General features: G+C 42.9%; 20 protein-coding genes. 5 read left to right on the top strand and 15 right to left on the bottom strand.

Annotated features, from left to right (window positions below):
- Positions 1 to 284: 284 nt before the first annotated feature.
- From QN395_RS08180 to QN395_RS08115, 14 genes are all read right to left on the bottom strand, one after another.
- Positions 285 to 2675 carry a secretin N-terminal domain-containing protein gene (locus tag QN395_RS08180; protein WP_323492786.1) on the bottom strand — a complete coding sequence of 797 codons (2391 nt, stop codon included), beginning with the start codon at positions 2673 to 2675 and terminating at the stop codon, positions 285 to 287.
- Positions 2676 to 2723: 48 nt separating this feature from the next.
- Positions 2724 to 3176, bottom strand: a complete 453-nt coding sequence (locus tag QN395_RS08175; protein ID WP_323492785.1) for a hypothetical protein — start codon at positions 3174 to 3176, stop codon at positions 2724 to 2726.
- 2 nt (positions 3177 to 3178) lie between these two features.
- Positions 3179 to 3847: a hypothetical protein gene (locus QN395_RS08170; protein WP_323492784.1), complete on the bottom strand. Its 669-nt coding sequence runs from the start codon at positions 3845 to 3847 to the stop codon at positions 3179 to 3181.
- Positions 3840 to 4781: a hypothetical protein gene (locus tag QN395_RS08165; protein ID WP_322120864.1), complete on the bottom strand. Its 942-nt coding sequence runs from the start codon at positions 4779 to 4781 to the stop codon at positions 3840 to 3842. The genes QN395_RS08170 and QN395_RS08165 overlap by 8 nt, the downstream gene beginning before the upstream one ends.
- A gap of 121 nt (positions 4782 to 4902) precedes the next feature.
- Entirely contained in the window at positions 4903 to 5910 is a 1008-nt protein-coding gene (locus QN395_RS08160; protein WP_322120863.1) for a type II secretion system protein GspK, read from the bottom strand.
- Positions 5907 to 6533 carry a type II secretion system protein gene (locus QN395_RS08155; RefSeq protein WP_322120862.1) on the bottom strand — a complete coding sequence of 209 codons (627 nt, stop codon included), beginning with the start codon at positions 6531 to 6533 and terminating at the stop codon, positions 5907 to 5909. The genes QN395_RS08160 and QN395_RS08155 overlap by 4 nt, the downstream gene beginning before the upstream one ends.
- The gene (locus QN395_RS08150; RefSeq protein ID WP_322120861.1) at positions 6511 to 6933 is read right to left on the bottom strand and encodes a PulJ/GspJ family protein; all 423 of its coding nucleotides are present in this window, start codon (positions 6931 to 6933) and stop codon (positions 6511 to 6513) included. Before QN395_RS08150 ends, QN395_RS08155 begins: the two co-directional genes overlap by 23 nt.
- Positions 6926 to 7366: a type II secretion system protein gene (locus tag QN395_RS08145; protein WP_322120860.1), complete on the bottom strand. Its 441-nt coding sequence runs from the start codon at positions 7364 to 7366 to the stop codon at positions 6926 to 6928. The genes QN395_RS08150 and QN395_RS08145 overlap by 8 nt, the downstream gene beginning before the upstream one ends.
- Positions 7347 to 7805, bottom strand: a complete 459-nt coding sequence (gene gspG, locus QN395_RS08140; protein WP_322120859.1) for a type II secretion system major pseudopilin GspG — start codon at positions 7803 to 7805, stop codon at positions 7347 to 7349. Before gspG ends, QN395_RS08145 begins: the two co-directional genes overlap by 20 nt.
- Positions 7806 to 7859: 54 nt before the next feature.
- Complete coding sequence (locus QN395_RS08135; RefSeq protein ID WP_322120858.1) at positions 7860 to 9062, bottom strand: type II secretion system F family protein; 1203 nt, start codon at positions 9060 to 9062, stop codon at positions 7860 to 7862.
- The gene (locus QN395_RS08130; RefSeq protein ID WP_322120857.1) at positions 9062 to 10783 is read right to left on the bottom strand and encodes a GspE/PulE family protein; all 1722 of its coding nucleotides are present in this window, start codon (positions 10781 to 10783) and stop codon (positions 9062 to 9064) included. Before QN395_RS08130 ends, QN395_RS08135 begins: the two co-directional genes overlap by 1 nt.
- A gap of 13 nt (positions 10784 to 10796) precedes the next feature.
- Positions 10797 to 11105, bottom strand: coding sequence for a thiosulfate oxidation carrier complex protein SoxZ (locus tag QN395_RS08125; protein ID WP_322120856.1), 309 nt, complete (start codon positions 11103 to 11105; stop codon positions 10797 to 10799).
- 4 nt (positions 11106 to 11109) lie between these two features.
- Positions 11110 to 11574, bottom strand: coding sequence for a thiosulfate oxidation carrier protein SoxY (locus QN395_RS08120; RefSeq protein ID WP_322120855.1), 465 nt, complete (start codon positions 11572 to 11574; stop codon positions 11110 to 11112).
- Between the two features lie 431 nt (positions 11575 to 12005).
- Complete coding sequence (locus QN395_RS08115; protein ID WP_322120854.1) at positions 12006 to 12434, bottom strand: hypothetical protein; 429 nt, start codon at positions 12432 to 12434, stop codon at positions 12006 to 12008.
- A gap of 436 nt (positions 12435 to 12870) precedes the next feature.
- Between QN395_RS08115 and QN395_RS08110 the strand changes: the two genes are divergently transcribed.
- The 5 genes from QN395_RS08110 (at position 12871) to QN395_RS08090 (ending at position 22620) form a co-directional block, all read left to right on the top strand.
- The gene (locus QN395_RS08110) at positions 12871 to 13713 is read left to right on the top strand and encodes an ABC transporter permease (protein WP_322120853.1); all 843 of its coding nucleotides are present in this window, start codon (positions 12871 to 12873) and stop codon (positions 13711 to 13713) included.
- The gene (locus QN395_RS08105) at positions 13703 to 14968 is read left to right on the top strand and encodes an ABC transporter ATP-binding protein (RefSeq protein WP_322120852.1); all 1266 of its coding nucleotides are present in this window, start codon (positions 13703 to 13705) and stop codon (positions 14966 to 14968) included. Before QN395_RS08110 ends, QN395_RS08105 begins: the two co-directional genes overlap by 11 nt.
- The gene (locus QN395_RS08100) at positions 14965 to 20301 is read left to right on the top strand and encodes a glycosyltransferase (RefSeq protein WP_323492201.1); all 5337 of its coding nucleotides are present in this window, start codon (positions 14965 to 14967) and stop codon (positions 20299 to 20301) included. Before QN395_RS08105 ends, QN395_RS08100 begins: the two co-directional genes overlap by 4 nt.
- A gap of 73 nt (positions 20302 to 20374) precedes the next feature.
- Entirely contained in the window at positions 20375 to 21484 is a 1110-nt protein-coding gene (wecB, locus tag QN395_RS08095) for a non-hydrolyzing UDP-N-acetylglucosamine 2-epimerase (RefSeq protein ID WP_322120850.1), read from the top strand.
- 62 nt (positions 21485 to 21546) lie between these two features.
- Complete coding sequence (locus QN395_RS08090; protein WP_322120849.1) at positions 21547 to 22620, top strand: glycosyltransferase; 1074 nt, start codon at positions 21547 to 21549, stop codon at positions 22618 to 22620.
- Here QN395_RS08090 and pyrE read toward each other — a convergent pair.
- Positions 22617 to 23282: an orotate phosphoribosyltransferase gene (pyrE, locus tag QN395_RS08085; RefSeq protein WP_322120848.1), complete on the bottom strand. Its 666-nt coding sequence runs from the start codon at positions 23280 to 23282 to the stop codon at positions 22617 to 22619. The genes QN395_RS08090 and pyrE overlap by 4 nt on opposite strands.
- Between the last annotated feature and the right edge of the window lie 93 nt (positions 23283 to 23375).

The raw sequence follows: 23375 nt of genomic DNA, 5'->3' as shown, positions 1-23375 counted from the left end.
TTTCCTTGTATACAAAGTTAATTTGCAATTGCAATTGCGTCTTTCTTTAAAGACCGACGTAGCATAACAAAAAATATTGTTATGTCAAAGTAATTCGTTATTACAAGCGCATGACACTGCTTTTGATAAAAATTACTTGACATAATTTGTGATGGCAGATTAGCGCCTTCGGACGCAAATTTACCTACTTTGACAACAATATGCAATAGAGCTGATCGAGTATTTATAAAATAAATACAACTTTTATCCTGTTTATGACAGGACGTTTACATCTGTTGCTTTTTTTACTTCTTATTGCTCTTTTGTAGTGCGCGGATCTGCTCAATAATAGCGGGATCAGTTACTACGGTACCTTTAGAAGGAGCGGCATTAATGGAATCGTTTTGATTTTGGGGATTATTCTGTCCATTTGGACTGGTTGCCTGATCTGGCTTGGACATTGGGTCTTGCTGCTCAGGCGGCGTACTTATATTGTTTATATTGCTTGTTTTTTCATTATTTTTTGGGCTGTCAAGTGTCTCATTTTTGCTACTAAATGGTAGCTGTTGTGGGCGAACCGGTTTAAGTAGTGGCGTTGGCACATTAGCGGGCGTGGTCCATGACCCTAACTGTGTACGGAATGCTTGCGTAACTGATTGTGCAGTCTGATCATCTTCAATAATATAGGGCGTGATCAGGACAATCAGTTCTGTTTTGACGTTTTTGCCCGTCTGGGAGCGAAATAAACCTCCGATCAGTGGGATATCTTTGACAAAGGGGATGCCTGCATTACCCTTGTCATTTGATTCTGAGATCAAGCCACCCAACATCACGGTTGCACCATCCTGGATAGAAAGTTTGGTATCTACTTTGCGATTGCTGAATGTGGGAGAGCTGCTGACGCCCGTCGTTGTAACACTGGCACCACTCACCTCTTGCGATACATCCACGTCAATCCGGCCACCGGCATGGATCACCGGTTTGACCTTGAGAATAATCCCGGTATCTTTATATTGTATTGTTTGTGTAGTGCTGGTACCAGCCGTACCTGTGGTGAGCAAATTACTAGTTTGGCTGGTCAGAATAGGGACTTGTTGGCCAACAGAAATAGTCGCAGTCTCGCCATTGCGCGCCATCACACGAGGGCTAGATAAAATTTGCGCTCTATCATTGGTGGCTAAAGCATTAAGAGCGGCTTTAATATTGCCATTGACAAAATTGAGGGTGAGTCCACCTGTGCCTAAACCCAATCCGCCTAAGGTACCGCCGCTTGTGCCGTTGCCAGTATTGCCCTGATTGATCGCCCATTCTATACCGAGATTGAGGCTGTCATTGAGAGTAACTTCTGCAACAGTCATCTCTATCAAGGCAGATTTGGCTGGTTTGTCGAGCTCGCGCAATAAGCCTATCCACTGGGAATATTGATCTGCGCTACCTTGGATAATCAGCGTATTAGTGGCCTTGTGAACGACAACTCTGGCTGCCGTCTTTACCGTAGCGCCACTTGGACTAGCGGCAACCACACCACCACCGAGCAGGTCTTGCACTGTCTTTGCGAGTTCATCGGCATCTAAGTTGAGCACGGCGTAAGTGAAGTACCCATTGTTACCGCGCGCCTTAGTAGGCTGATCCAACTCAGTTACCCAGTCGGCCATATGCTTTAGAATAGCCTCATCACCAGAGAACATCACTAGTGCATTATTTGCGGCGATTGGGATCAGCACAATCGGCGTACTTACGCCACCCTGTCCCATACCTACTTGCACCGTATAACCCTCTGCAGCTAGTACTTCAGCCAGTTTTTTAGCAATATCATCAACAGACCAATAGGTAGGACTGATACGTTGACTGGTGCGACCGCGCATGAGGGGCTGATCAAGGATTCTGACTACTTCTAATGCGGCGCGGACATCTTCGGTTTCGCCAGAAATCATCAGGGCGTTATTTTGTGCGCTTTCTGTTAACTGGAGACGAGTGCCAAACATTTGTGCTAACCAAGCACGTATCTCGGCTGAACGCAACGCATTCATTTCTACATACTGGAATATTGGACGTAGCGCCATAGGTACGTCTGGCAATGCTCGTCCACGACGTATCTCTGGCGAGTAACCGAGCTGAGCGTTATCTGGGACGATCCTATAGAAACCGCCCACGTCATTGACGGTAACGCCATAACTTTTCAGCAGCATCTGCGCAGCGCGCAGCACTTCCGTTGGAGTCTGGGCTCGGGATGTACGCAAAGTGACCAGGTCTTTGCGCTCAAGCACTTTGGGGTCAACACTAAAATTGGTTTTAAGCACTACGCCGTATACTGCATTAATAAATGCAGGTAATGCGATTTGATCAAACACGAGTGTGATGTCGGCTTTTTCATTGGCTACGACTGGCTGCTGGGTTTTTAATGCGGTGCTATTAATATCTAGTGGCGGCTTTGGGGTCTTGCTTACGGTGACGCGAACTGGTTTATCAGATGGATTGCCGGTCACTTCGGTAGCGGTTATACCGTTTTGAACGCCGTTCTGATCTTCAGCCATTTGTAATAAGGGCGCTGGTATAGGGCTTGCCTGCTTACCTTGCAAAATAGGGTCAAATGTAGAGCAGCCAGCAAGCGTGACGCAAACCAATACGGGTAACAATCTTAATTGAAAGCGCGGCAAATCAGGCGAAGCCGCGGTGGAATCTACGACATTACTCATAGGACGATTTACATTTTTTAAATAGTAGTGCATTAGATACTTCCCTTTTTAGTTTCGTCCGACAGCTAGCATGGCTTGCTTACCGTTAATGGAGAGAACAATCCAGTTTTGTTCGATCCTTACAATCGGATAACCGCCGGGCAACTTGTCGCCCACGTTGAGCGTCTGTAAATTGGAGGGGTTGTCGTTAAAAGTAATCACAAGCTGGTTGGCATTGCTCGTCTTGATAACGGCGGCGATACGCCAGTCTGGCGGCGTCAACGGCTTATCATTGCCGGAAGCGGCGCCTGCAGCGGACTCACCCCAAATAGTTCTGCCGATGAGTTGTAAGATTGTGGCACTGGCGTCTGCTTGTCCAACTCTAGCAATCTGCCAGTCTTGATTTTGATTTTTGGGTAATTTAACTACAGGCAATGGCGGCATCAATAATTTAATCAATATCATACCGAGCAGTAAAATCAACATACTGGCGATAATCGTCCAACGAAACTTTTGCCACATGCTTATGCTCCTCTAGCCGGTGTTTTGCTTACTGCGGACTCACCTGTATCATCTGACGCTGACTTCTCTTTATCGTCAGCAGGGCGACTCACGCGTGCAAGTGCTTTGAGGTTAAGCTCAGCTCTGCCTGAGGTGCCTATCCAAAGGTAAGAAAAAGTATCGACGATGATGCCTTGCTTCCCTGAATCCAGTGTCTGAAAAACGCTGTAGAGCGATTTTGGCGTGACCTCAAATCGTAGTTTGGCCTTAATCGGTATGACGCCGGGAATAAAAAATTGACCATCTTCAGTCTTATTGAGGGTGTTGTTGTCACTTAAATTATCAGACATTGTGACTGAAGAATTAACGGCTTTTTCTTGCGCCAGTATGAGTTGTAAAGCGTCATTCCATTTGGACTGAATAAGGCCGTTACTGCTGTCGGTCCAGTCACGTTGACGATATTCCATCAGTGCGTCACTAGCCGCTTTTGCTCTGGAGACCCATGCAATATCTGTGGCTTGTTGGCGCGTTTGTTCCAAACTAATACTGAGGCGGCGATATTCCTTTTGTTTTTTATCGACCTGTTCTGCCTTGTCTAAAACGAGGTAAGTACCAAGTATGCCAAGTACTATTGCTAAACCAATCCGCAAACGCGGATTTGCCGCTAGCTGAGTCTGCAAGCTGTCAGCCATTTTTTCCCTTCCCGTCTGTAGAGAGATTATCTTGAGGCAAAACAACACCCGGCTTCGGTAAAACAGTCATTCGAAAAGCGAGACTTTTTTGATCTCGCGCCAGCAAATTTTGCACCTCTATAAAACGCCCTGTATTTAGCAATGCTTTGGTGATGTCGGCACGTGAGGGAACTTCCAATCCCGGCATGATGACGATGCGTAATTTGCCTTCCTGAAACTCCCATTCGCGTATACGTGTATCAGTTGGCAGAGTCTCTGCCACTGCGGACATTAGATCCAATTGCGACGGGTAAGGATCAAGTTGCTGCCGAGTTTTTATCTCTTCGATTGCTTTAAGTGCTTTTTCTCTGGCTTGTATCAAACTATTAGCTTGACCAGTCAGTTTGCTCAGCTCTTGCCGATTTTGCTCAATCGCATTGCTGATTTGCTGCTGGCGCAACGTGTACCACCCATAGGGGAACGCAACACATAAAAATAAGACTGCATAGAGCCATTGTTCAATCGCCGGACTGCCGCCAGTGAGGCCACCGCCAGATATAACTGGCTCCCATGGCTGGGCTTGTATGGACAAAGATTGAATGGCGGGAAGTTTTTCAAGACCAGCGACGGTATAACCCACTTCGCGACAAAAATTAACGTAGTCATCAAGGACAGGCGTTTGTGGCCACCAGCGACTACCAATCAGTTGCTTGTCTTGCCAACATTGTGCCTCTGCGCCATCAAAACATTTGACTAATCTGACGCCACTCTCTTGCAGGGGATAGAGTGCAGACTCAGGTATCGCTTGGGCTTGCATCCATAGTTTAGGCAGTTCTTGACGCTGTTGCGCAAGCCATGCGGCATCCCAGCACCACACCAGCGCAGCGTTTTGCTCAAATATGATGGCAAATTCTGGTCTAGCAAAAGGCGCCCATTGCTTAAGTTGCAGCTGCAAGGCTTGTTGACGACGTTTCGGCGGAATCGTCTTGAGATCAAATCTTGAAAAACGACAAAAGGAGCGCCCAATAACAATCTGCCTAGGCAAAAAGGTATTACCTGGTTTGTCTTGCGGCGCTTTAGAAGTTAAGAGCAGCCTTCGCTGGGGGGGGAGGCGCCTTCTCAAGTTCGAAAGGATTTGACGGTATTGCGTCATCGTTTTTTTGGGTTATCCGTTGTGAAATTGAATAGTAATAATCAATGCGCCATGGAGCTTCGGACGCATCTGGGGTTAGCTTTATATTATATCTGATGGAAGTCGCCTGACTGCTAGTTCCTAAACTTACACGTGTTGTGTCTGAGGGTAAGGCTAAAATTTTTAGGACTAGTTTTTGCGGATCTAAGCCTGCCAACTGGGCAAGCTGTGTCTCCCCTTGTATTAATTCTATCGCGCGGTATTTAACGATTAGTTCTGCACCTGGCAAAGTAATCCCTGGCAATGTCATCAATACCGATATGGGGGCGGTATTAGGATTCATTCCAACGTTAAGAGCTGTTGTAATCGAATCCGTAAATGGAGTATCTCCCTCCCATAAACTTTTCTGTGCTGACCAACCATACACATTACGCAGTTGATCAGGAGTAATCAAGGGGCGACCAAACGGTTTGGGTAATCCTGCATTTTGATAATCTTGTAAAGTGACGCCATTTAGTCGGTGGAGCTGGGGATTGGGGGCAATATAATCCATTAAAGTGTCATACAACTGATCGTAAGCAGCCACAGGTACTTTTCTTTCAGTCAACAATATCCCAAGTGCTTCACGCGAAATACCGTTAATTGGGTACAGTCCTCTCGTATCTTGCAGACGTGCAATACAATCCCCTTCCATTTTATAAGGACGATTATCTAAGGAAAAATGGGTATTAACATCACCTAGTCCAAAAAGACTGAAATTGCGAGTTGACATTAAATACGTGATTTCAGACTTACTATCACTACAGGCAATACGACTCTTAATATGCTGATCATACTGCTGGGCTAATTCAATGGAGTTAGCAATGCGTTGTGCAAAATAAGCGGCTGCGATCGTTATGGTTGCCAAAATCCAGAGCGTAGCGACTAGCACAAAACCATTTTGTCTTTTCATTGCATTACATCCGCAAATATTTTGCTTGGATCGGGCATAGGATTGACAGGACCAGCTGGCTTTAGGGCAAGAACCCAAGGGTGACCGTCCCGATCTGTCTCTAATTGGATACTGTTAGGGATTTGTTGGCTGTGATCCAGTTCTGGAGGCCACGTATCGTGTGCTTGCTGTTTTTTATCGAGATAAATAAAACTCCCTCTGCGCCCAGTCCAGCTAAATAAAGTAATTACTTTATCTTCTTTGTTGGCCTCTCGGTACTCGATAATTGTGCGGTTCTGATCGGATTGGTAACGGAGCCTTAGTGCAAAGGGCGTGGGGGCACCATAATGTTGTGTAAAAGCAGAGTTGGTTAATCCTTTTAACTCACGTTGATCACCCTTGAATTGATTGACCCCATCTGCAACGTCGGGCTGAAGCCCCTCTATCATCTGACTCAGCCAAGACTGGCGCATTGCCTCTTGCCGGTTGCGATCAAACTCCAGACCAAAGCGATAATGTAAGCCCATGACATGCTGCAAGGCTTGCAACAATATCATTACTATCATGCTGGTTAATGCGATTACTACTATCATTTCGAGAATCGTAAATCCACGCCGATGTTTAAAATAGATTGGCTTTTTCACGTACTTTTTTATATCCTGAAAGCTTTAGATGTAATGTAAACCATGATGGATCGTCTGCTGTCTGCGCCTTGACCTCTACATCATACAGTCCAACTTTATAAAGTCCTATACCGATAGGGTACCCAACGTTGTCTGCAACAGGGCCGAATACCTGTGACTTCCAACTAATCCTGTAAGCACCAAATTCGGCGCCTCCATCAGGATTTAGCATGGGATTGACGGCTTGCATGTAATTGATTACGTTGGCGGTAGCGTCATTGCGGGCATTACTTGCCTGAATTTTTCCAAGTGAGATGATACTGGTATTGATCCAGGCGAATAAGGTCATTCCGATGGTACCGACCAAAGCAAGAGCGACGATAGCTTCTAGTAAAGTGAATCCTTGCTGCTGCCTATTCATTTGCGACCCCACATACCGGCGCAATTAGTCTGACTGATTCCGGTGGGTTGTCGGGTGAGTTAATCACTACAACACCACCCAAACAATAGCCGTTAAATTGGTAGTGGATCGGAGTAGGTACACTCAATGACCATCCTTTTGGTAAATCCACTGCGTTGCTACCATCGTTGAGTTTGTCATAACCAATACCATTTCTGGCATCAGTTTGGAGTGTGTAATCTTGCGCTAATAAATAACTTCGATAGCTAAGGCTGCTCAGTTGTGCGAGTACGCTCTCTCTTTCACCTCGGTAGCGCATGCGATCCAGCAATTTACCCAATGCAGGCACTGCGATCGATCCCAGCAAGCCCATCATTGCAAGTACAACTAACAACTCTAGCAGAGTAAAACCTGACTCAGACCGGAGGGTAGAATTATTGCGCTTTATTAGCATTTTCGCTGGCAGGGACGATGCCAATTGCGCCTTCGCCGTTTTGATTAGCATCGGGACCTAAAGAGTACAAAGCAAAAGGTTTACCATTTGGACCAGGTACGGCGTACAAATAAGGAGCTCCCCACGGATCAGGAGGCAAGTCTTCTTCTAAGTATGGCCCCTTCCATTTGCTTTTGACTTTTTCGTCTGATGGAGGCGTGTTAAGCAACGCCAAACCCTCAGCTTGCGTGGGGAAACGACCTATATCTAGGCGCATGGTTTCTAACGCACCTTTGAGCATTTTGACTTGCGTTTGTGCGGTTTGAATTTTGGAGGAATCTAGTTTTCCAAATAATTTAGGTCCGACCAAGCTAGCGAGCAAACCAATAATCACTAGTACAACCAGCATCTCAATCAGAGTAAAACCTAAATTACGAGATAAATAACGAGGTGATTTCATGTGTAAATAATATAAGTAACGTTGATGTGTAGTCAAAGCCGCAAACGAGAAAAATTAGACGGCAATATCGCTCAAACTTGTAATCGCCATCATAATCGCCGCCATGATCAAACCTATGACAGATCCTATCAGCAAGATGGTAATAGGTTCTAATAAAATCAAGAAGTGTTTCATCCTTTCATGTCCAGCATTTGTATGCAAGGTAGATAAGGTTTTTAGCGTGGTTGATAACTCTCCCGTGCGCTCGCCAACTCTGACAAGATTCAAGCCCATAGGGTTCAATGTCCTATGCAAACCAAGTGCATCGGCGAGAGATTTACCGCCTTTTAAATCTTTTACAGCGAGTCCAAGTTGCTGCTTTAACAGGCTAATTTGTACGCCGCCTTGTGCTAGTTCCATCGCTTTGATGATAGGGACTTTATTTTCAAGCAGCGTAGATAACATACCAGCCCAACGCCCTATCTCGGTTTCTACCAACCATGAACCAATTAGCGGCATGCGAGACAGACCATCCCACAGCTTTTGTCGAATCGCAGGGCGCGACAAAACGCTAACGACTAAAGCAATCGCAGCACCAGCAACAATAACAAGTAGGAGCAAATTGTCTTTCACGAATAAGCCCGTTTGCAGCACCCATACCGAAATCTCTGGCAACTTGCCCTTACTATTTTTGAGCAACCCCGCAAACTTCGGAACCACAACAATAAAAATCAACAAGGTAGCCAAAATACCGGAGCTGACGAGCACGCCTGGGTAAGTTAATGCATTGCGCATCTCCTGGCGCACTTTTTGTTCGTACTCCATCTGGTCTGCTGCATGATGCAAGGAGCTAGCCAGTTTGCCCGTCATTTCTCCGGCAGAGACCAATTGAATCAAGTAATCTGGAAACTCGATACTGCTATCCAGTAGCGCAGTAGAAAGTTTTCCGCCACTGCGCAAAGCTTGATATACCTTAGTCGCGGCAACGCCGACTGGCGAGCCACCGGAGGCCTCCCCCATTGATTGAATGGCTTCTGCCAATGGCACGCCAGCGGCTAAAAGAGTTGCCAGCTCCCGAACCATCAATATTTTATCTTGCGCACTAACTGAACGACGATTTTTAGCCTGCTTAGCCAATGTAGTTGCGATTGCTTCGAGAGCAATAGGCGTTAATCCTTGTTGCTTTAGAAGACGCATCGCCTCAGCTTCACTCGGCGCTTCTATCTGCCCCTCAACCAGTTTGCCGCTACCAGAGCTGGCTTCGTAACGATAAGCCACTATGCAACTACCTGATTACTGAGTCCAGTTACACGCATGACTTCATCAATCGTTGTCATACCGTTTCTGGCCTTGACGAAGCCGTCTTCTCTTAAATTTCTATACCCATTTTTACGCGCCAGCAAATTGATTTCATGCGCTGGCATGCGCTGCACAATGGCGGCTTGCAATTCAGTCGTGACCTCTACGAACTCATAAATACCCACGCGGCCTCGATAACCAGTTTGCTGACATTGCGGACAGCCTACGGCATGATGCCATCTTGCCGTAGCAGAGAGTAAATCTGGAAAACGCTCACTCAAATCCGATAACTGAGACCTGAACTCTGCTGGTGCCAATTGCAACATTTCTTCATCACTTACCGGCTTCGCGCAATGAGAGCATAGACGGCGCACCAGACGTTGTGCTTGTACCGCACGCAGCGATGAGGCCACTAGAAATGGCTCAAGGCCCATGTCAATCAATCGGTTAAACGCCCCTATCGCATCATTGGTGTGCAATGTAGAAAATACCATATGACCAGTTAATGCGGACTGTACCGCGATCTCTGCCGTCTCAAGATCCCGGATTTCACCAATCATGATAATGTCTGGATCATGCCGCAAAATAGCTCTAAGCGCTCGTGAAAATGTGTAGTCGATATCGGCATGAGTTTGGATTTGAGTAATCCCGTCCATCTTGTATTCGACCGGATCTTCAACCGTTATGATCTTTTTTTGCCTGTCATTAGCTTCAGCTAACGCGGCATATAAACTGGTACTTTTACCTGAGCCAGTCGGTCCTGTAACCAGCACAATCCCATGTGGCTCTTTAATCCATTGACGGAACTTACTGAGATGATCCTCCTCCATACCTAGTCGCTTCAGGCTAAAATCTTTGCGCTCCTTAGGCAGCAAACGCAGAACTATCGATTCTCCATGAACACCAGGAATAACAGATACACGGATATCAATGTCGATACCACTCGCTCGAATACTGATACGTCCATCTTGCGGTAAGCGGCGTTCGGCGATATCGAGACCAGAAATTAATTTTATTCGAGATACAACGGCATCAAAGCGATCTCGTCCAAATGCCATCTTGGTACTCAAAATACCATCTACTCGAAATCGAATTTCAAATCCGTGTTCTTCTGGCTCAATGTGAATATCTGAAGCCCCGATATCAATTGCCTGACCCCAAGTATTATTGACTAGCTCAATAACGGGAGCTTCTTCGGCTAACTCTCGCAAATGTGCAACTTCATCTGAAAAAGCAGTAGAAATGGCATCTGACCGCAACATATTGCGAATTCGCTCTACGTCTCTGGAGCGAATAAAACTCCAATGCAAAGTATGGTGATTAAAAGCGTTTGCTAGAGTTTCACGAGCAAAACTGTTGAGCGGATGAGGTGAGGCACATTCAATAACGCCCTCTGCATTTTCCCAGATGACCGTTTCTTGTTCCAGCAACCAATCTATGCTCAGCTGCCCCAAGTGAGCGGCATCCTCAACAACCGTGGCGGTTGTCGGCAATAAAATTTCGTCCAGCAAGGGCATATCTAGCTGTTGTGCCAGCACAGGCAATAAATTATCTTCAGAAATAGCACCTATGCGGATTAATATCTGTCCTAACTTTGCACCGAGTTGTGTTTGAAGCTGTAAAGCGCGATCAACATCTTGTTCAGTAACCAGATTTTTGGCAACTAAAAGGGTGCCAATAGGCGCCAGAGTTATGGACATGTCTTGCGATCTGTTAAACGGTGACTTTAAATTTTTCTAAGCCGGATTTACCTAAATTATCTTGCCACGCTACATTGACTACATCATTTTTCAACACATGCTTGGCTCTAAACTTAAGCAAGGGCTGGGCTGCCATTGAAGGATTAAATTGAGCTGAAAATAACGTTCTGTCATTTATACTGACAATTAACTCTTGCAAAAAAAAACGATAATTTACTTTTCCTGACTTTGCTTGCAATAAGCTGTCATCGCGAAATGGATTGTCTATAACCAAAGACAACTCTAGATATTGATCCTGTCGCTGAAATTTAACCATTATCATATAGCTATTCCATCAAAAGCTTAGTATTTAAAGGGATAGCAATCTTAACTTCCTTTTGTGCGGAATACAGTCTACCTCCCGCCCGCACTACTAGTTGGATTTTTGACGTTCCTGATAATTTAATCATAGTGGTAATATCAGCCTCAGTTCCTACTGGAATAAGGAACTGAGCTATTACTGGGGGCACTATGGACGGAGATATGATTAACATCATATCTGTACCAGGTAATTCACTGCGAATGCGTATCGAAATTCTTCCTGGCTCGGCGCTGATTTCTGGCGTATCGACCAACAGTTGATTACTTGGCTCGATAGGATCTTTTTCGGCATAAAGCTTGCTAGCATCAGCAGGTGAGTTAGCGTCAAATAACCTCCTTGTTGTGGCAGCAAATGACGTCGACTCCAAAGAAAAAACAGTAGTTGAAAAAATTTTTAACAGGAAATGTCGCCTGTGAAATTTCTTCAGCATAATACCAATCCATTAATCACTTTTATTCCCAATAGTTTTTCTGTAATGCAAGATAATAGCCCCTCAATTCACTCATGAGGGGCTAAGTATAATCTCAAATTGATTCCATTTATACACTTTCATTTCTCAGCGCCAAGGCAGCGGCAAAAAAATAAGCAATTTAATTCAAACTATTAGATTTTAAGTCAATGGAAATATTGACAGCTTTATTAAAAATATATCGATGTAAAATATGAGCTAAGCAAACTACTGCTGCAAAATTACTTTCTTGATTGCAAGTAGAACTAGTATCTATTTTTTGCATTGATATCTGTAGATGGACATTTTAAGTTACTTAGTCGAGAGTAGACTCGCTGCAAATAGTCCTAGGCAAATAATTGCAGTTTGTCTAGCCCATTAATCTTAACAACTAGATTAAATAAATTGCGTTATTAACTTGCGGTGACCTCAAAAATCCCTATCTCCACACGCTTACCTTCAGGCTTTAAAATTAAATAGACTGGAAATTTCCCTGGGGTTTTAAGCAATTCTGCAGGAACTTCAGCAGAACCTCCAGAATCAGGCGTAATTGCCATGCCTTCCAATTTCTTATCAGCAAACCAAACTTCTACCATTCCCGCATTGCCAATGCCTCGTTGCTCGAACCAAATTGCAGAATTTCCATTTGGCTGCGCTGAAAATGTGGTTCCTGCAACCGTACTTTGCGGGCCCCACTTCAAAATTTGAACGGAGGGCATAGACGGCTGTGGAACACTAGCTTGCGAAGCTGTTACCGTTTTTTCTGATTTTTGATCAGAACATCCACCCAAAATAATTACCAAAGCGAGCGCAGTAATGGCCCCAATATTTAAGTTTTTCATGTTTAAACTGATCCTAGACATTAACCAATAAGTGTTGGTGTATATTTGCCCTGAAAATGGCCGGGCAAATCGCCAAAAACTCAAATCCAACACGAATTGGAACTGAGCAATAAACAGTAATATGAAGCAAAAAATTTACCGAATTTTATTACATACAAAAAAATATATCTACAGAGATTGCTTAAAATATAAATAAAATTCTCATCCGCTCACTCAGACCAGTAACTTAACAAGGATTTAACAAATACAAAAATAATATATTGATAACATTAAAATGACTACAGTGTTAAAATATCAACCGAACTTGGGCTATCACACAAATAATAAAACCTTGAATTAATTGCCAGCACCAAACACTAGTGAATGCCGAGACTAAGAGGTTATACTTAGCAACCCAAAAATGCTTAGTACACCACTTTAATTTATCAGCTAAAAGATGATTTCTACTGCTTCAATTTTTCACAACTTGAGTTCTCCATGGCTTAGCTTATGGCAACATCGTGTCTTACTAGGGCAACTCTGCAAGAGAGATTTAACATCTAAGTACAAAGGCTCAATGCTGGGTCTGATTTGGTCATTCCTACTCCCCCTAATGATGCTGGCGATCTATGCTTTCGTTTTCGGTGAGGTTTTTAAATCACGATGGGGAACTGCCCCAGCACCAACTACCTTGTCGGAAAAATTAAGCTTTGCTTTAATTTTATATGTTGGATTAATTGTATTTAATTGGCTTGCGGAATGCCTGTCAAAGTCTCCGACGATTATTTTAAGCAATATTAACTATGTAAAAAGAGTAGTTTTTCCGTTAGAGGTATTGCCAATGATTCCTGTAATTGTTGGTGCCTTCCATTTTTTGATGAGTTTCACCGTATTTGCCTGCTTTGTCTTGTTTTCACCGCTTGAAATTACAGTGTATTGGCTCGCTATGCCCCTGTTGCTAATTCCCTACTTGTTGTGTCTAGCCGGAATCACATGGTTTTTAGCCTCGATCGGAGCCTATTTCCGCGACCTCGAACAAGTTATACCTGCACTAACAAGTGCGTTGATGTTTTTAAGTCCGGTTTTCTATTCCATAAGCGCACTACCAGAGGCTTTTCAATCATGGCTAATGATGAATCCTTTAACATTTATAATAGAAGCCATGCGAAATTTGCTATTTTGGCACAAATTACCGGATTTATTCTCGTGGTTGGTCCTTTATTGCATGTCCTTAATTATGTTTTATGTCGGATATTTTAGTTTCAACATTTTAAGAAGAGGATTTGCTGATGTCCTCTAAGCTTATGATTTCTGCCAAAGGAATTGGGAAAGCATATTCCCTATCGGGCAGCCCATTTAGCAAATTTTTAGATCAATTAAGGCTATCAAAAGCGGAAAGCCGTTTCTGGGCGTTAAGGGCGCTAGACCTCACAATAACAAAAGGAGAAGTTGTCGGTGTTATCGGCCAAAATGGTTCTGGCAAGTCCACGTTATTGCAAATTATTTGCGGGACACTGACACCGTCATGCGGGCAAATTGAGGTTAATGGGCGGTTAGCAGCTTTGCTTGAACTGGGGGCTGGATTTAATCCTGAATTCACTGGCTGGGAAAATGCACGCCTTAATGCTGCTTTGTACGGATTAAGCCTACAAGAAATCGAAAATAAATTGCCCGCCATAGAAGCTTTTGCAGACATTGGCGAATTCATTGACAAGCCAGTTAAAACATATTCTAGCGGAATGTTTGTCAGGCTTGCCTTTGCAGTTATCGCAAATATCGATGCTGACATTTTAATTATTGATGAAGCGCTAGCGGTGGGTGACGTATTTTTTACCCAAAAATGCATGCGCTTCCTTAAAGAATTCTCAGAACAAGGGACTATCCTGTTCGTGAGTCATGATAGCGCCAGCGTGGTTAGTTTATGTAATAGAGCCATCCTCTTAGAGCACGGGCAAGTCTTGGCCAATGGAGACCCCAAAACAGTAACCGAATATTATCTGAAAAATCAATATGAGAAGAGACAAGACAAAGTAAGTAATGCTAACGACTTTTTAATATCTAAATATCAAGAAGCTGCTACAAATACTTTAACAGCATCGGAGCATGACTTCGGCGTTGGTGGGGTCATTATCCTGTCTTGTATTTTAGTAAATGATGAAAATTTGCCAGTTTTGCAAATCAACGGAGAGACAAGCGTTCAGCTAGATATCTGCGTAGAGGCGAACCGATTAATTGAACATCCATTGGTTGGGTTTTCGGTTAAAGATCGTTTAGGTCAGGTCTTATTTGGCGGTAATTCTGAACAGTTCAATATGAAATTACCTGTTATAAAAGCCGGCCAAAAACTTGTAACATCTTTTTATTTCCGCATTCCTGGTTTAACATTGGGCGACTATATGATTAGTGTTGCAGCTGGCGAAGGTTCAGCACGAGATCATGTGATGCACCATTGGGTTCACGAAGCGTACCCTTTCCGCTCTACGCTGGCAGTGCAAAGTGGGATGATAGAAATATACCCAGACCAAGGACAATTCAACTTAGTTGAGCCAAAATGAAGACCAATACAAATAACATCATGTCGGTAGCGCAACGCTATTCCTATGACATTAATATTGATGAACGGACTGCGGCTGCGGAAGTCGTTCGCCTAACGGGTAAAAATAAACGTGTATTGGAGCTAGGGCCTGGGCCTGGAACTATATTGCGTTATCTGGAGCGACATTCTCATTGCCTTGTGAGTGCAGTCGAGCTTGATCCTGAATGTGTTGCTTCTCTGCAGAGGGTATGCGACATCGCAGTTGAAGGTGATTTAGATAAAAATGATTGGCTCAATAAATTTCAAGGTCAACAATTTGACGTAATTATTGCCGCTGATGTGCTTGAGCACTTAAAAAATCCATGGCAATGCCTGGAGAATGCGCGCACGCTTTTAGCTCCTACTGGCTTCATTATTATTTCTATTCCCAATGTTGGTCATAATTCGATATTGGCTTCGCTGATTAGCGGCCGGTTTCCATATCAACCAAGAGGGCTATTAGATCGGACGCACTTGCGTTTCTTTACGCGTCACGATTTTGAAAAAGCACTTTTAGCTACTGGCTTTTTACCTAGCGAATGGCATGCGATTAATATGCTCCCTGAGTCAGCTGAATTAGGTCATAACTGGCTTGATCTTAGCCAGTCACAACAGGCAATGCTAAATGCAAATCCTTACGGGAACGATTACCAATATGTTGTGAAAGCTTTTGCGAGTACAGAGGCTGGGACAGTTGCAAGAGCTGAGTCATTGAATGATGAAACGCGCGCTATCAATACTCGACAACTTGAGGAGTTGCAACGCCTCAAAGACACTTTATCTAAAACTGAGGACGTGGCAAAGACCGCCCTCGACAAAATTGCAGAACAAGTTGATTTGTACCAAAAGCAAGAAAATCATTACTCAGAGCTTGTCACTCAGCTGAAAAACAACCTTGAGTCAGCGAACTATGAAGAAAAAACTGCTAAAGAAAAAATTTCTCAACAGATAGCCTTATATAAAAAGCAAGAAGACCACTATTCTGAAGTTGTCGCTCAACTTACACGCGAATTAGAGTCCGTCAGCGCGCAGGAAAAAGCCGCTCAGGAAAAAATCGCTCAACAAGTAGGTTTATATCAACAACAAGAAAATCAATACTCTGAGATCGTCACTCAACTGAAACGCGAATTAGAGTCCGTCAGCGCGCAGGAGAAAGCCGCTCAGGAAAAAATCGCTCAACAAGTAATCCTGTATCGACAACAAGAGAACCATTACTCAGATCTTGTATCACAACTCAAACGAGAACTTGAATCAGTCAATATTCAAGAAAAAAATACTCAAACAAAAATAACTCAACTGCTTGAATTGCATCAACAGCAAGAAAATCAATATATTGAGAAGATTAATCACCAAGTAGAATTGTATCAACAACAGGAAAACTATTATTCTGAACAAATCGCCAAACTAAGCTTAGATCTTGCAACATTGGACGAACAAGAGAAAATCGGGCAAACAAAATTTGCAGAACAAGTGGGCTTATATCAGCAACAGAAAAGTTACTATTCGGAATTAGTATCTCAGCTTAAACACGATCTCGAAACATTAGATGCTCAAGAAAAAGCAGCGCAAGAAAAAATTGTTTTACAGGTAGATTTGCATCAAGAGCAAGAAAATCATTATTCTGAGCTGGTTTCTAGACTAAAGCATGACTTAGAGACAAGAACTACGCAAGAAAAAATTGCTCAAGAAAAAATTGCTCAGCAGCTTGGTTTGTACCAATTGCAGGAGAACTACTATGCGGAGCTAGTTAATCAGCTTAAATCTGATCTTTCAAACTTAGACGTACAAGAAAAAGCAGCACAAGAAAAAATTGTCCATCAAGTTGATTTATACCAACAACAAGAAGATCATTACGCTGGTCTTGTAAAGCAACTCCAGGACGAGCTTGAGTTATTAGCTGCTAGCGAAAAAGACTCTCAAGAAAAAATTATTCATCTTATTTCTATTAACCAACAGCAAGAAACTCATTACGCAACACTTGTGACAAACCTAAACCAAAATCTTGAAGTACTAAGAGTGCAAGAGCAGGCTGCTCAAGAAAAAATTGTTCACTTAGTTGCCTTGTATCAGCAACAGGAAAGCCAGTACGCTGAAAAAATAGCGCGCCAAGTTGAAATGTATCAACAGCAGGAGACTCATTATGTTGGGCGTATTACACAACTTAAGCAGGACCTAGAAAAATTAGGAGATCAAGAAATTAGGGCTCAGGCAAAAATTGCAGAGTTAGTTGCGCTGTTTCAACAACAAGAAGAACAATATGTCGGAGAAGTTGCCGAGCAAACTAATTTGGGCCAACAACAAAAAGCCCATTTCACAGAATTAGTAGCTGAACTCAAGCTTAAAATTGAGACTGCAATCACCGAGGAAAAAGTAGTTCAGGAAAAATTTGCGCAACAATTAAGCACATACCAAGAGCAAGAAGCTTGTCATCTTGAGTTAATAGCGAAGCTTAAACACGACATAGGCACACTTGAAATTAAAGAGAAGCTATCTCAAGAGAAAATTGCAACGCAGGCTGATATGTATGAGCAACAAGATGACCAATACTCTGAATTGGTTTATCAACTCATAGAGGAGCTTGACGAATTACATGCTCAAGAGAAGTTGGCACAAGAAAAATTTTCTCAGCAAGTAGCCTTACACGAGCAACAAGAAACCCACTACGCTAGGCTCATAGCGCAACTCAAATCCGATTTTGAAGCAGTGATTTTGAGAGAGGAATCTGCGCAGGAAAAAATTACCCAGCAAGTAGCTTTGTATGAACAACAAGAAAATCATTATTCAGCGATTGTTTCTCAACTTAATTCGAATCTTGCCTCAATCAACTTACAAGAAAAATCTGCACAAGAAAAAATTGCTCAGCAAGTAGTTCTATATCAGCAACAGGAAGACCATTATGCCGGACTTGTTTCTGAGCTTAAAGGGCAATTAAATACAATCAGCTCTTGTGAAAGTGCGGCCCAAGAAAAAATCCTGGCTTTAGTAAATATGTATCAGCAGCAGCAAGATCATTATTCTGCGCTTGCGTTTAAACTGACTCAAGACCTTGCATCGTCGACAGCTGAAAATCAAAATTTGCATCAGTTGCAAATTGCAAATACTAATTATTTAAATGATTTAAGTGGGCAACTTCAGAATGCTAACAGACGCATAGAGGAGTTGTGGGCATCTACCTCGTGGCGCTTGACTCGACCACTCAGGTGGATAAAAAAAATTGGTGGGCAATCTCAGTCTCAAGGCTTACGCTCTAAATTACGTGATACTTATCGCATACTTCCTTACCCTGTACAGTCTGCACTTGATAAAGTCGGAATGACAGGTTATTTTAGAAATTTGGCTTTACCAACTGAAACGGCTGTAACACTGTTACCTCCTCCTTCTATGCAACGGGTGGAAAGCCATTTTGTTCCGTTATCGATAAACCAGAACAAAGCACAAAACCCAATTATTATTGAACCTGAGGATGTCTTCTTTTGGGGGGTAATTGACTGGCATTTCCGCTTCCAGAGACCACAGCAACTCGCACTAGGTTTTGCGAAGCGTCAGCATAGAGTTTTCTATGTTAGTTCTGAACTAATCAACGACGAAAAGTCGGGCTTTAAGATTGATGCTATTCCAGAGCATCCAAATGTATTCCAGATTCGTTTTCATGCAAATAATGCCGCTCCCATTTACACATCTCATGCAAGTGGTGCGCTTTTACATCAATTACAGCAAGGACTAGCACAACTTTTAATATACGCATCTACTAAAAATGCTATTTCTGTTGTACAACATCCATACTGGTTACCACTAGCGCGTAGTCTACCTAACAGTCATATGGCCTACGACTGCATGGATCATCATGAGGGATTTGGTGACTCGCCACCAGACGCCATTGCTGCTGAACGCGCTCTTATGCGAGAGTCTGATACCTTAATTGTTACATCAGACTGGCTGTATGACATTGCAAAAGATAAAAATAAAAATATTTCTATCGTACGTAATGCATGTGAATTTGAACACTTTAATCAACCACCTGAAACTCGGTTTGAAGATCCAGAACATAGGAAAATCATAGGCTATTTTGGTGCTATAGCGGATTGGTTCGATTGTGTAATCATAGAAAAACTCGCGGCTGCTTTACCCGACTGCTTAATTTTACTAGTCGGGAATGACACCTGTGGAGCAGCAAAAAAATTCAGCCGATTTAACAATATAAAGATGACAGGCGAGGTATCTTATAAAACTTTGCCATATTATTTATATTCTTTTGATGTTTGTCTTTTGCCATTCCAAATCATCGACCTCACACTAGCAACTAATCCGGTGAAGGTGTACGAGTACATGTGCTCTGGCAAACCAATTGTAAGTGTGAATTTACCTGAGCTAAAAGATATGGATAAATTAGTTTATCTTGCAAAGGATACTCAAGAATTTATCAACATGTGCGTTAAGGCCTTAGAAGAACCCGCTAATGCTAATGTTCGTAGAAAACGAGTCAAATTTGCTAGTGAACAAACTTGGGTTCATCGCGCTCAAGAGTTTGAATTAGCCTTAGAAAAAAGTATTCCGCCCTTAGTGAGTATTGTTGTCGTCACATATAATAATTTAGATTTGACAAAACTATGCTTGAATAGCATAGACGCAAATACGACTGGCGTGCGTTATGAAATCATTATTGTTGATAACGCATCATCTGATGGCTCACCAGAATATTTAAGGCAATTTGCCGAAAACCGAGGTGACGTTAAGCTTATTCTTAACGACGATAATACTGGATTCTCAAAAGCTAATAATCAAGGACTTGCAGCAGCTAAAGGTGATTATCTTGTGGTTTTAAATAATGACACCGTGGTGACTATGGGCTGGGCGGCAGGTTTGTTACGTCATTGCAAAAAAGATAGCACTATTGGTCTCATTGGCCCTGTCACTAATAATATTGGCAACGAAGCGAAAATTAATATTGATTATGCCTCGCTGGATGAAATGCCGGCAAAAGCAAAAGAATATACTTTGGCGCATTTAGGTGAATCTTTTGATATTCATACCCTCGCATTTTTCTGCGTCATGATTACACGAGAAGCTTATGAAAAAATCGGCGGATTAGATGAGGCGTTTGGCCTTGGCTTTTTTGAGGATGATGATTATTGCCGTCGAATTGAGCAAGCCGGACATAGAATAGTTTGTGTAGATGATGTGTTTATTCATCATAATTTATCGGCCTCATTCAATAAACTAGGACAAGAGCGAAAGCAAGAATTATTTGTACGAAACAAAGCGATTTATGAAGCAAAATGGGGCACATGGATTCCGCATACCTATAGACTATGACCGTTCCGATATACAGGTAAAAATCTTTTATTAAACAGTTAATTGTTCACGACTTGCTGAACAAATAGATCATATGAAAAAAATAATTTGCGTGGTTGGTACGCGACCAGAAGCTATCAAAATGGCGCCAGTAATTAAGCGCCTGTCTCAAGAGTCTTGGGTTGACGTGAAAGTGCTAGCTACGGCGCAGCATCGCCAAATGCTGGATCAAGTTCTGCAATTGTTTGAAATCGTTCCTGACCGTGATTTGAATGTGATGCAACCAAATCAAACACTATCTTCTCTAACCGCAAAATTATTGACAGAGCTTGATACAGTCTTCAAAGAAGAACGGCCTGATGCGGTCTTAGCGCAAGGTGACACAACGACGGTAATGAGTGTTGCACTCAGTTGCTTCTATCATCGTATTCCATTTGGACATATTGAGGCGGGCTTAAGAACTGGCGACATTTGGAATCCCTACCCAGAAGAGATGAATAGAATTGTTGCTGGGCGTTTGGCAAAATGGCACTTTGCGCCTACAGAAGGTTCACGTCAGAATTTAATACGGGAAGGCATTTTGAGCGAGGACATCCACTTAACTGGTAATACAGTAATTGATGCGTTACTGGATGTAGTGAAGCGAGATGAAATAAATCACGTATCACTGGCAAATCTGGACAGTAACAAACGTCTGATTTTAGTGACGTCGCACCGACGTGAAAATTTTGGTGAGCCGTTTCAAGAAATTTGTAAAGCGATCATCCATTTGGTCGAAAATAATCCAGATGTAGAAGTACTGTATCCAGTGCATCCGAATCCAAATATCCAAACGATGGCTCACCAGTTATTAGGTAATAACTCGCGTATTCATTTGTGTTCTCCTTTGGATTACTTGCCGTTTGTGGCAGCGATGAAACGAGCTTTTCTTATATTGAGCGATTCTGGTGGGGTTCAAGAAGAAGCGCCAGCACTAGCTAAGCCTGTGTTGGTATTAAGACGTGAGACAGAGCGTCCAGAGGCGGTAGAACAAGGCGTAGTTAAATTAGTAGGCACTGATTTTAATACGATCGTAAGCGAGGCTCAACGTCTTCTTGACGACCCTGTTTATTACAAACAAGTAGCCAGAGGGGTGTCCCCTTATGGAGATGGGCTCGCAAGCGAAAGAATTACCGAAGTGCTGAAAAAAGCTTTCAGCGTATAGTCGTGCGTCTACTCTATTTCGCTCCAGTACCATATAAAAGTTATTGGCAACGACCTCATTACATGGTGAGGTCGTTATTAGAAAATGTGTACGATGAAATTCATTGGATAGATCCAACAATTACAAGACTGCCGCGGTGGTCTGATGTAGCTCGCTCAACACAAGCTGAGGAGAAGCACGCAGCAGAACCCCTGCTACCTCAGCTGCATGTACTGCGTCCAGGCGGTCTGCCTATAGAACCAATCCCTCTTTTCAATCGCGTTAATGACTGGTTTGTCTGGCATAAAATTAAGGCAAACATAGCTAGCTTGGACATTGATCTAAGCTGGGACATTGGCATTGGACGTCCCAGCCGCCTTGCATTGTGGGCTGTTGAGAATCTGCAATCGCGTATTAGTTTCATGGATGTGATGGACGATTTTCCGGCTTTTTATAGCGGTCTCTCGCGTTACTCTATGGAGCGTACAGAAGATACCTTGGCAGGTCGGTGTGATTACTTATTTTGTAGCGAAGAAACCCTAATTAGAAAACTAGCAAAATACTCTCCAAGAGTGTCTATAAAGCTGGTTTCAAATGGCTACGATATGCAGAGACTGCCCGCATTTTCCACTGCCAGATCGCAAAAAGAAGTTATTGGTTTCATTGGAACAATTGCTACCTGGTTTGACTGGAGACTAGTCATAGAGATGGCGAACGCCCTGCCCCAATTACGTGTTAAATTAATTGGCCCTCGTGCGGGCTATATTCCATCTCACTTACCCTCTAATATTGAATTACTGCCCGCGTGTACGGTAGAAGATGCTATTCGTCATTGCCAAAACTTTACGGTTGGTTTAATTCCATTTTTAAATAATCAATTGACCAGATCTGTTGATCCTATCAAATATTACGAATTGCGGGCTCTGGGAATTCCTGTTTGGTCTACCGCATTTGGAAGCATGGTTAACCGGCTCAATGAGCCGGGTGTGGCTCAAATTTACAGCGGTATTGACTGGAAAAAATTGTGGGAAGAGTCTTCAAATGTGAGCGCAGATCCGATAGAAATAGCACGCTTTCGTCAAAATAATGATTGGACTGTTCGCTTTGAAAAAATGCCAGAATATCTTAACGTAAGCAGAAAAATTATTAAGACTTAACTTACGCCGTAACGATGACGATAAGTAGCTACGGCATCTCTGTATTGCATTATTTGTTGATTAGCATCTGATTTGGATAAAAACTCAAATAAATCGTTCAGATTGCCGATAGCGAGTACCGGTATATCATAAGTTGCACTCACTTCTTGCACTGCCGAATAAGTTGATAACGTATCATCTTTCCCAGATCGCTCCATTCGGTCTAACGCGATCAGGACAGCACAAGGCTGAGCTCCTGCTTCAAGTATCATTTTTACTGACTCACGCACGGAGGTTCCTGCGGAAATAACGTCGTCAATGATCACAACCTTACCTTGCAATTTTGCGCCGACTATCGTTCCACCTTCGCCGTGATCCTTTGCTTCTTTACGGTTAAACGCAAATGGGACATTACGGTTTTTGCCTGCTAAAGCAACCGCAGTAGCAGATGCTAAAGTAATACCTTTGTAAGCAGGACCAAACAACATATCGAACTCAATACCCGATTCAAGCAAAGTATCTGCATAAAATGAAGCTAATTTACCTAAATTAGCGCCATCGTTGAACAAGCCAGCGTTAAAAAAATAAGGGGAGTTACGTCCGGCCTTGGTAATAAAATTGCCAAAACTGATAACCCCGGCTTCTACAGAAAATGTTATAAATTCTTGTTGTAAATTACTCAAAATAACTCCAATGTCTTCCTAAGATCGTTCAAAATTTACTGAGACGCATTTTGTAATATGATAAAACGAATTTGCAAAGTCTCACTAAATAAT

Origin of the sequence: Undibacterium sp. RTI2.2 (assembly GCF_035018705.1) — a bacterium.
Lineage (GTDB): Bacteria > Pseudomonadota > Gammaproteobacteria > Burkholderiales > Burkholderiaceae_D > Undibacterium.
Note: the sequence above shows the minus strand (reverse complement) of the source record. Positions and strands in the feature narration are given on the sequence as shown.

Bases quoted from the DNA above. Each gene is read 5' to 3' on its own strand.
- QN395_RS08110 (WP_322120853.1), top strand. From the start codon at position 12,871: ATGATTTCTACTGCTTCAATTTTTCACAACTTGAGTTCTCCATGGCTT.
- QN395_RS08100 (WP_323492201.1), top strand. From the start codon at position 14,965: ATGAAGACCAATACAAATAACATCATGTCGGTAGCGCAACGCTATTCC.
- QN395_RS08160 (WP_322120863.1), bottom strand. From the start codon at position 5,910: ATGAAAAGACAAAATGGTTTTGTGCTAGTCGCTACGCTCTGGATTTTG.
- QN395_RS08130 (WP_322120857.1), bottom strand. From the start codon at position 10,783: ATGTCCATAACTCTGGCGCCTATTGGCACCCTTTTAGTTGCCAAAAAT.
- QN395_RS08150 (WP_322120861.1), bottom strand. From the start codon at position 6,933: ATGAATAGGCAGCAGCAAGGATTCACTTTACTAGAAGCTATCGTCGCT.
- QN395_RS08090 (WP_322120849.1), top strand. From the start codon at position 21,547: ATGGTGAGGTCGTTATTAGAAAATGTGTACGATGAAATTCATTGGATA.
- QN395_RS08125 (WP_322120856.1), bottom strand. From the start codon at position 11,105: ATGATAATGGTTAAATTTCAGCGACAGGATCAATATCTAGAGTTGTCT.
- QN395_RS08180 (WP_323492786.1), bottom strand. From the start codon at position 2,675: ATGAGTAATGTCGTAGATTCCACCGCGGCTTCGCCTGATTTGCCGCGC.
- wecB (WP_322120850.1), top strand. From the start codon at position 20,375: ATGAAAAAAATAATTTGCGTGGTTGGTACGCGACCAGAAGCTATCAAA.
- QN395_RS08175 (WP_323492785.1), bottom strand. From the start codon at position 3,176: ATGTGGCAAAAGTTTCGTTGGACGATTATCGCCAGTATGTTGATTTTA.
- gspG (WP_322120859.1), bottom strand. From the start codon at position 7,805: ATGAAATCACCTCGTTATTTATCTCGTAATTTAGGTTTTACTCTGATT.
- QN395_RS08170 (WP_323492784.1), bottom strand. From the start codon at position 3,847: ATGGCTGACAGCTTGCAGACTCAGCTAGCGGCAAATCCGCGTTTGCGG.
- QN395_RS08105 (WP_322120852.1), top strand. From the start codon at position 13,703: ATGTCCTCTAAGCTTATGATTTCTGCCAAAGGAATTGGGAAAGCATAT.
- QN395_RS08145 (WP_322120860.1), bottom strand. From the start codon at position 7,366: ATGCTAATAAAGCGCAATAATTCTACCCTCCGGTCTGAGTCAGGTTTT.
- QN395_RS08115 (WP_322120854.1), bottom strand. From the start codon at position 12,434: ATGAAAAACTTAAATATTGGGGCCATTACTGCGCTCGCTTTGGTAATT.
- QN395_RS08120 (WP_322120855.1), bottom strand. From the start codon at position 11,574: ATGCTGAAGAAATTTCACAGGCGACATTTCCTGTTAAAAATTTTTTCA.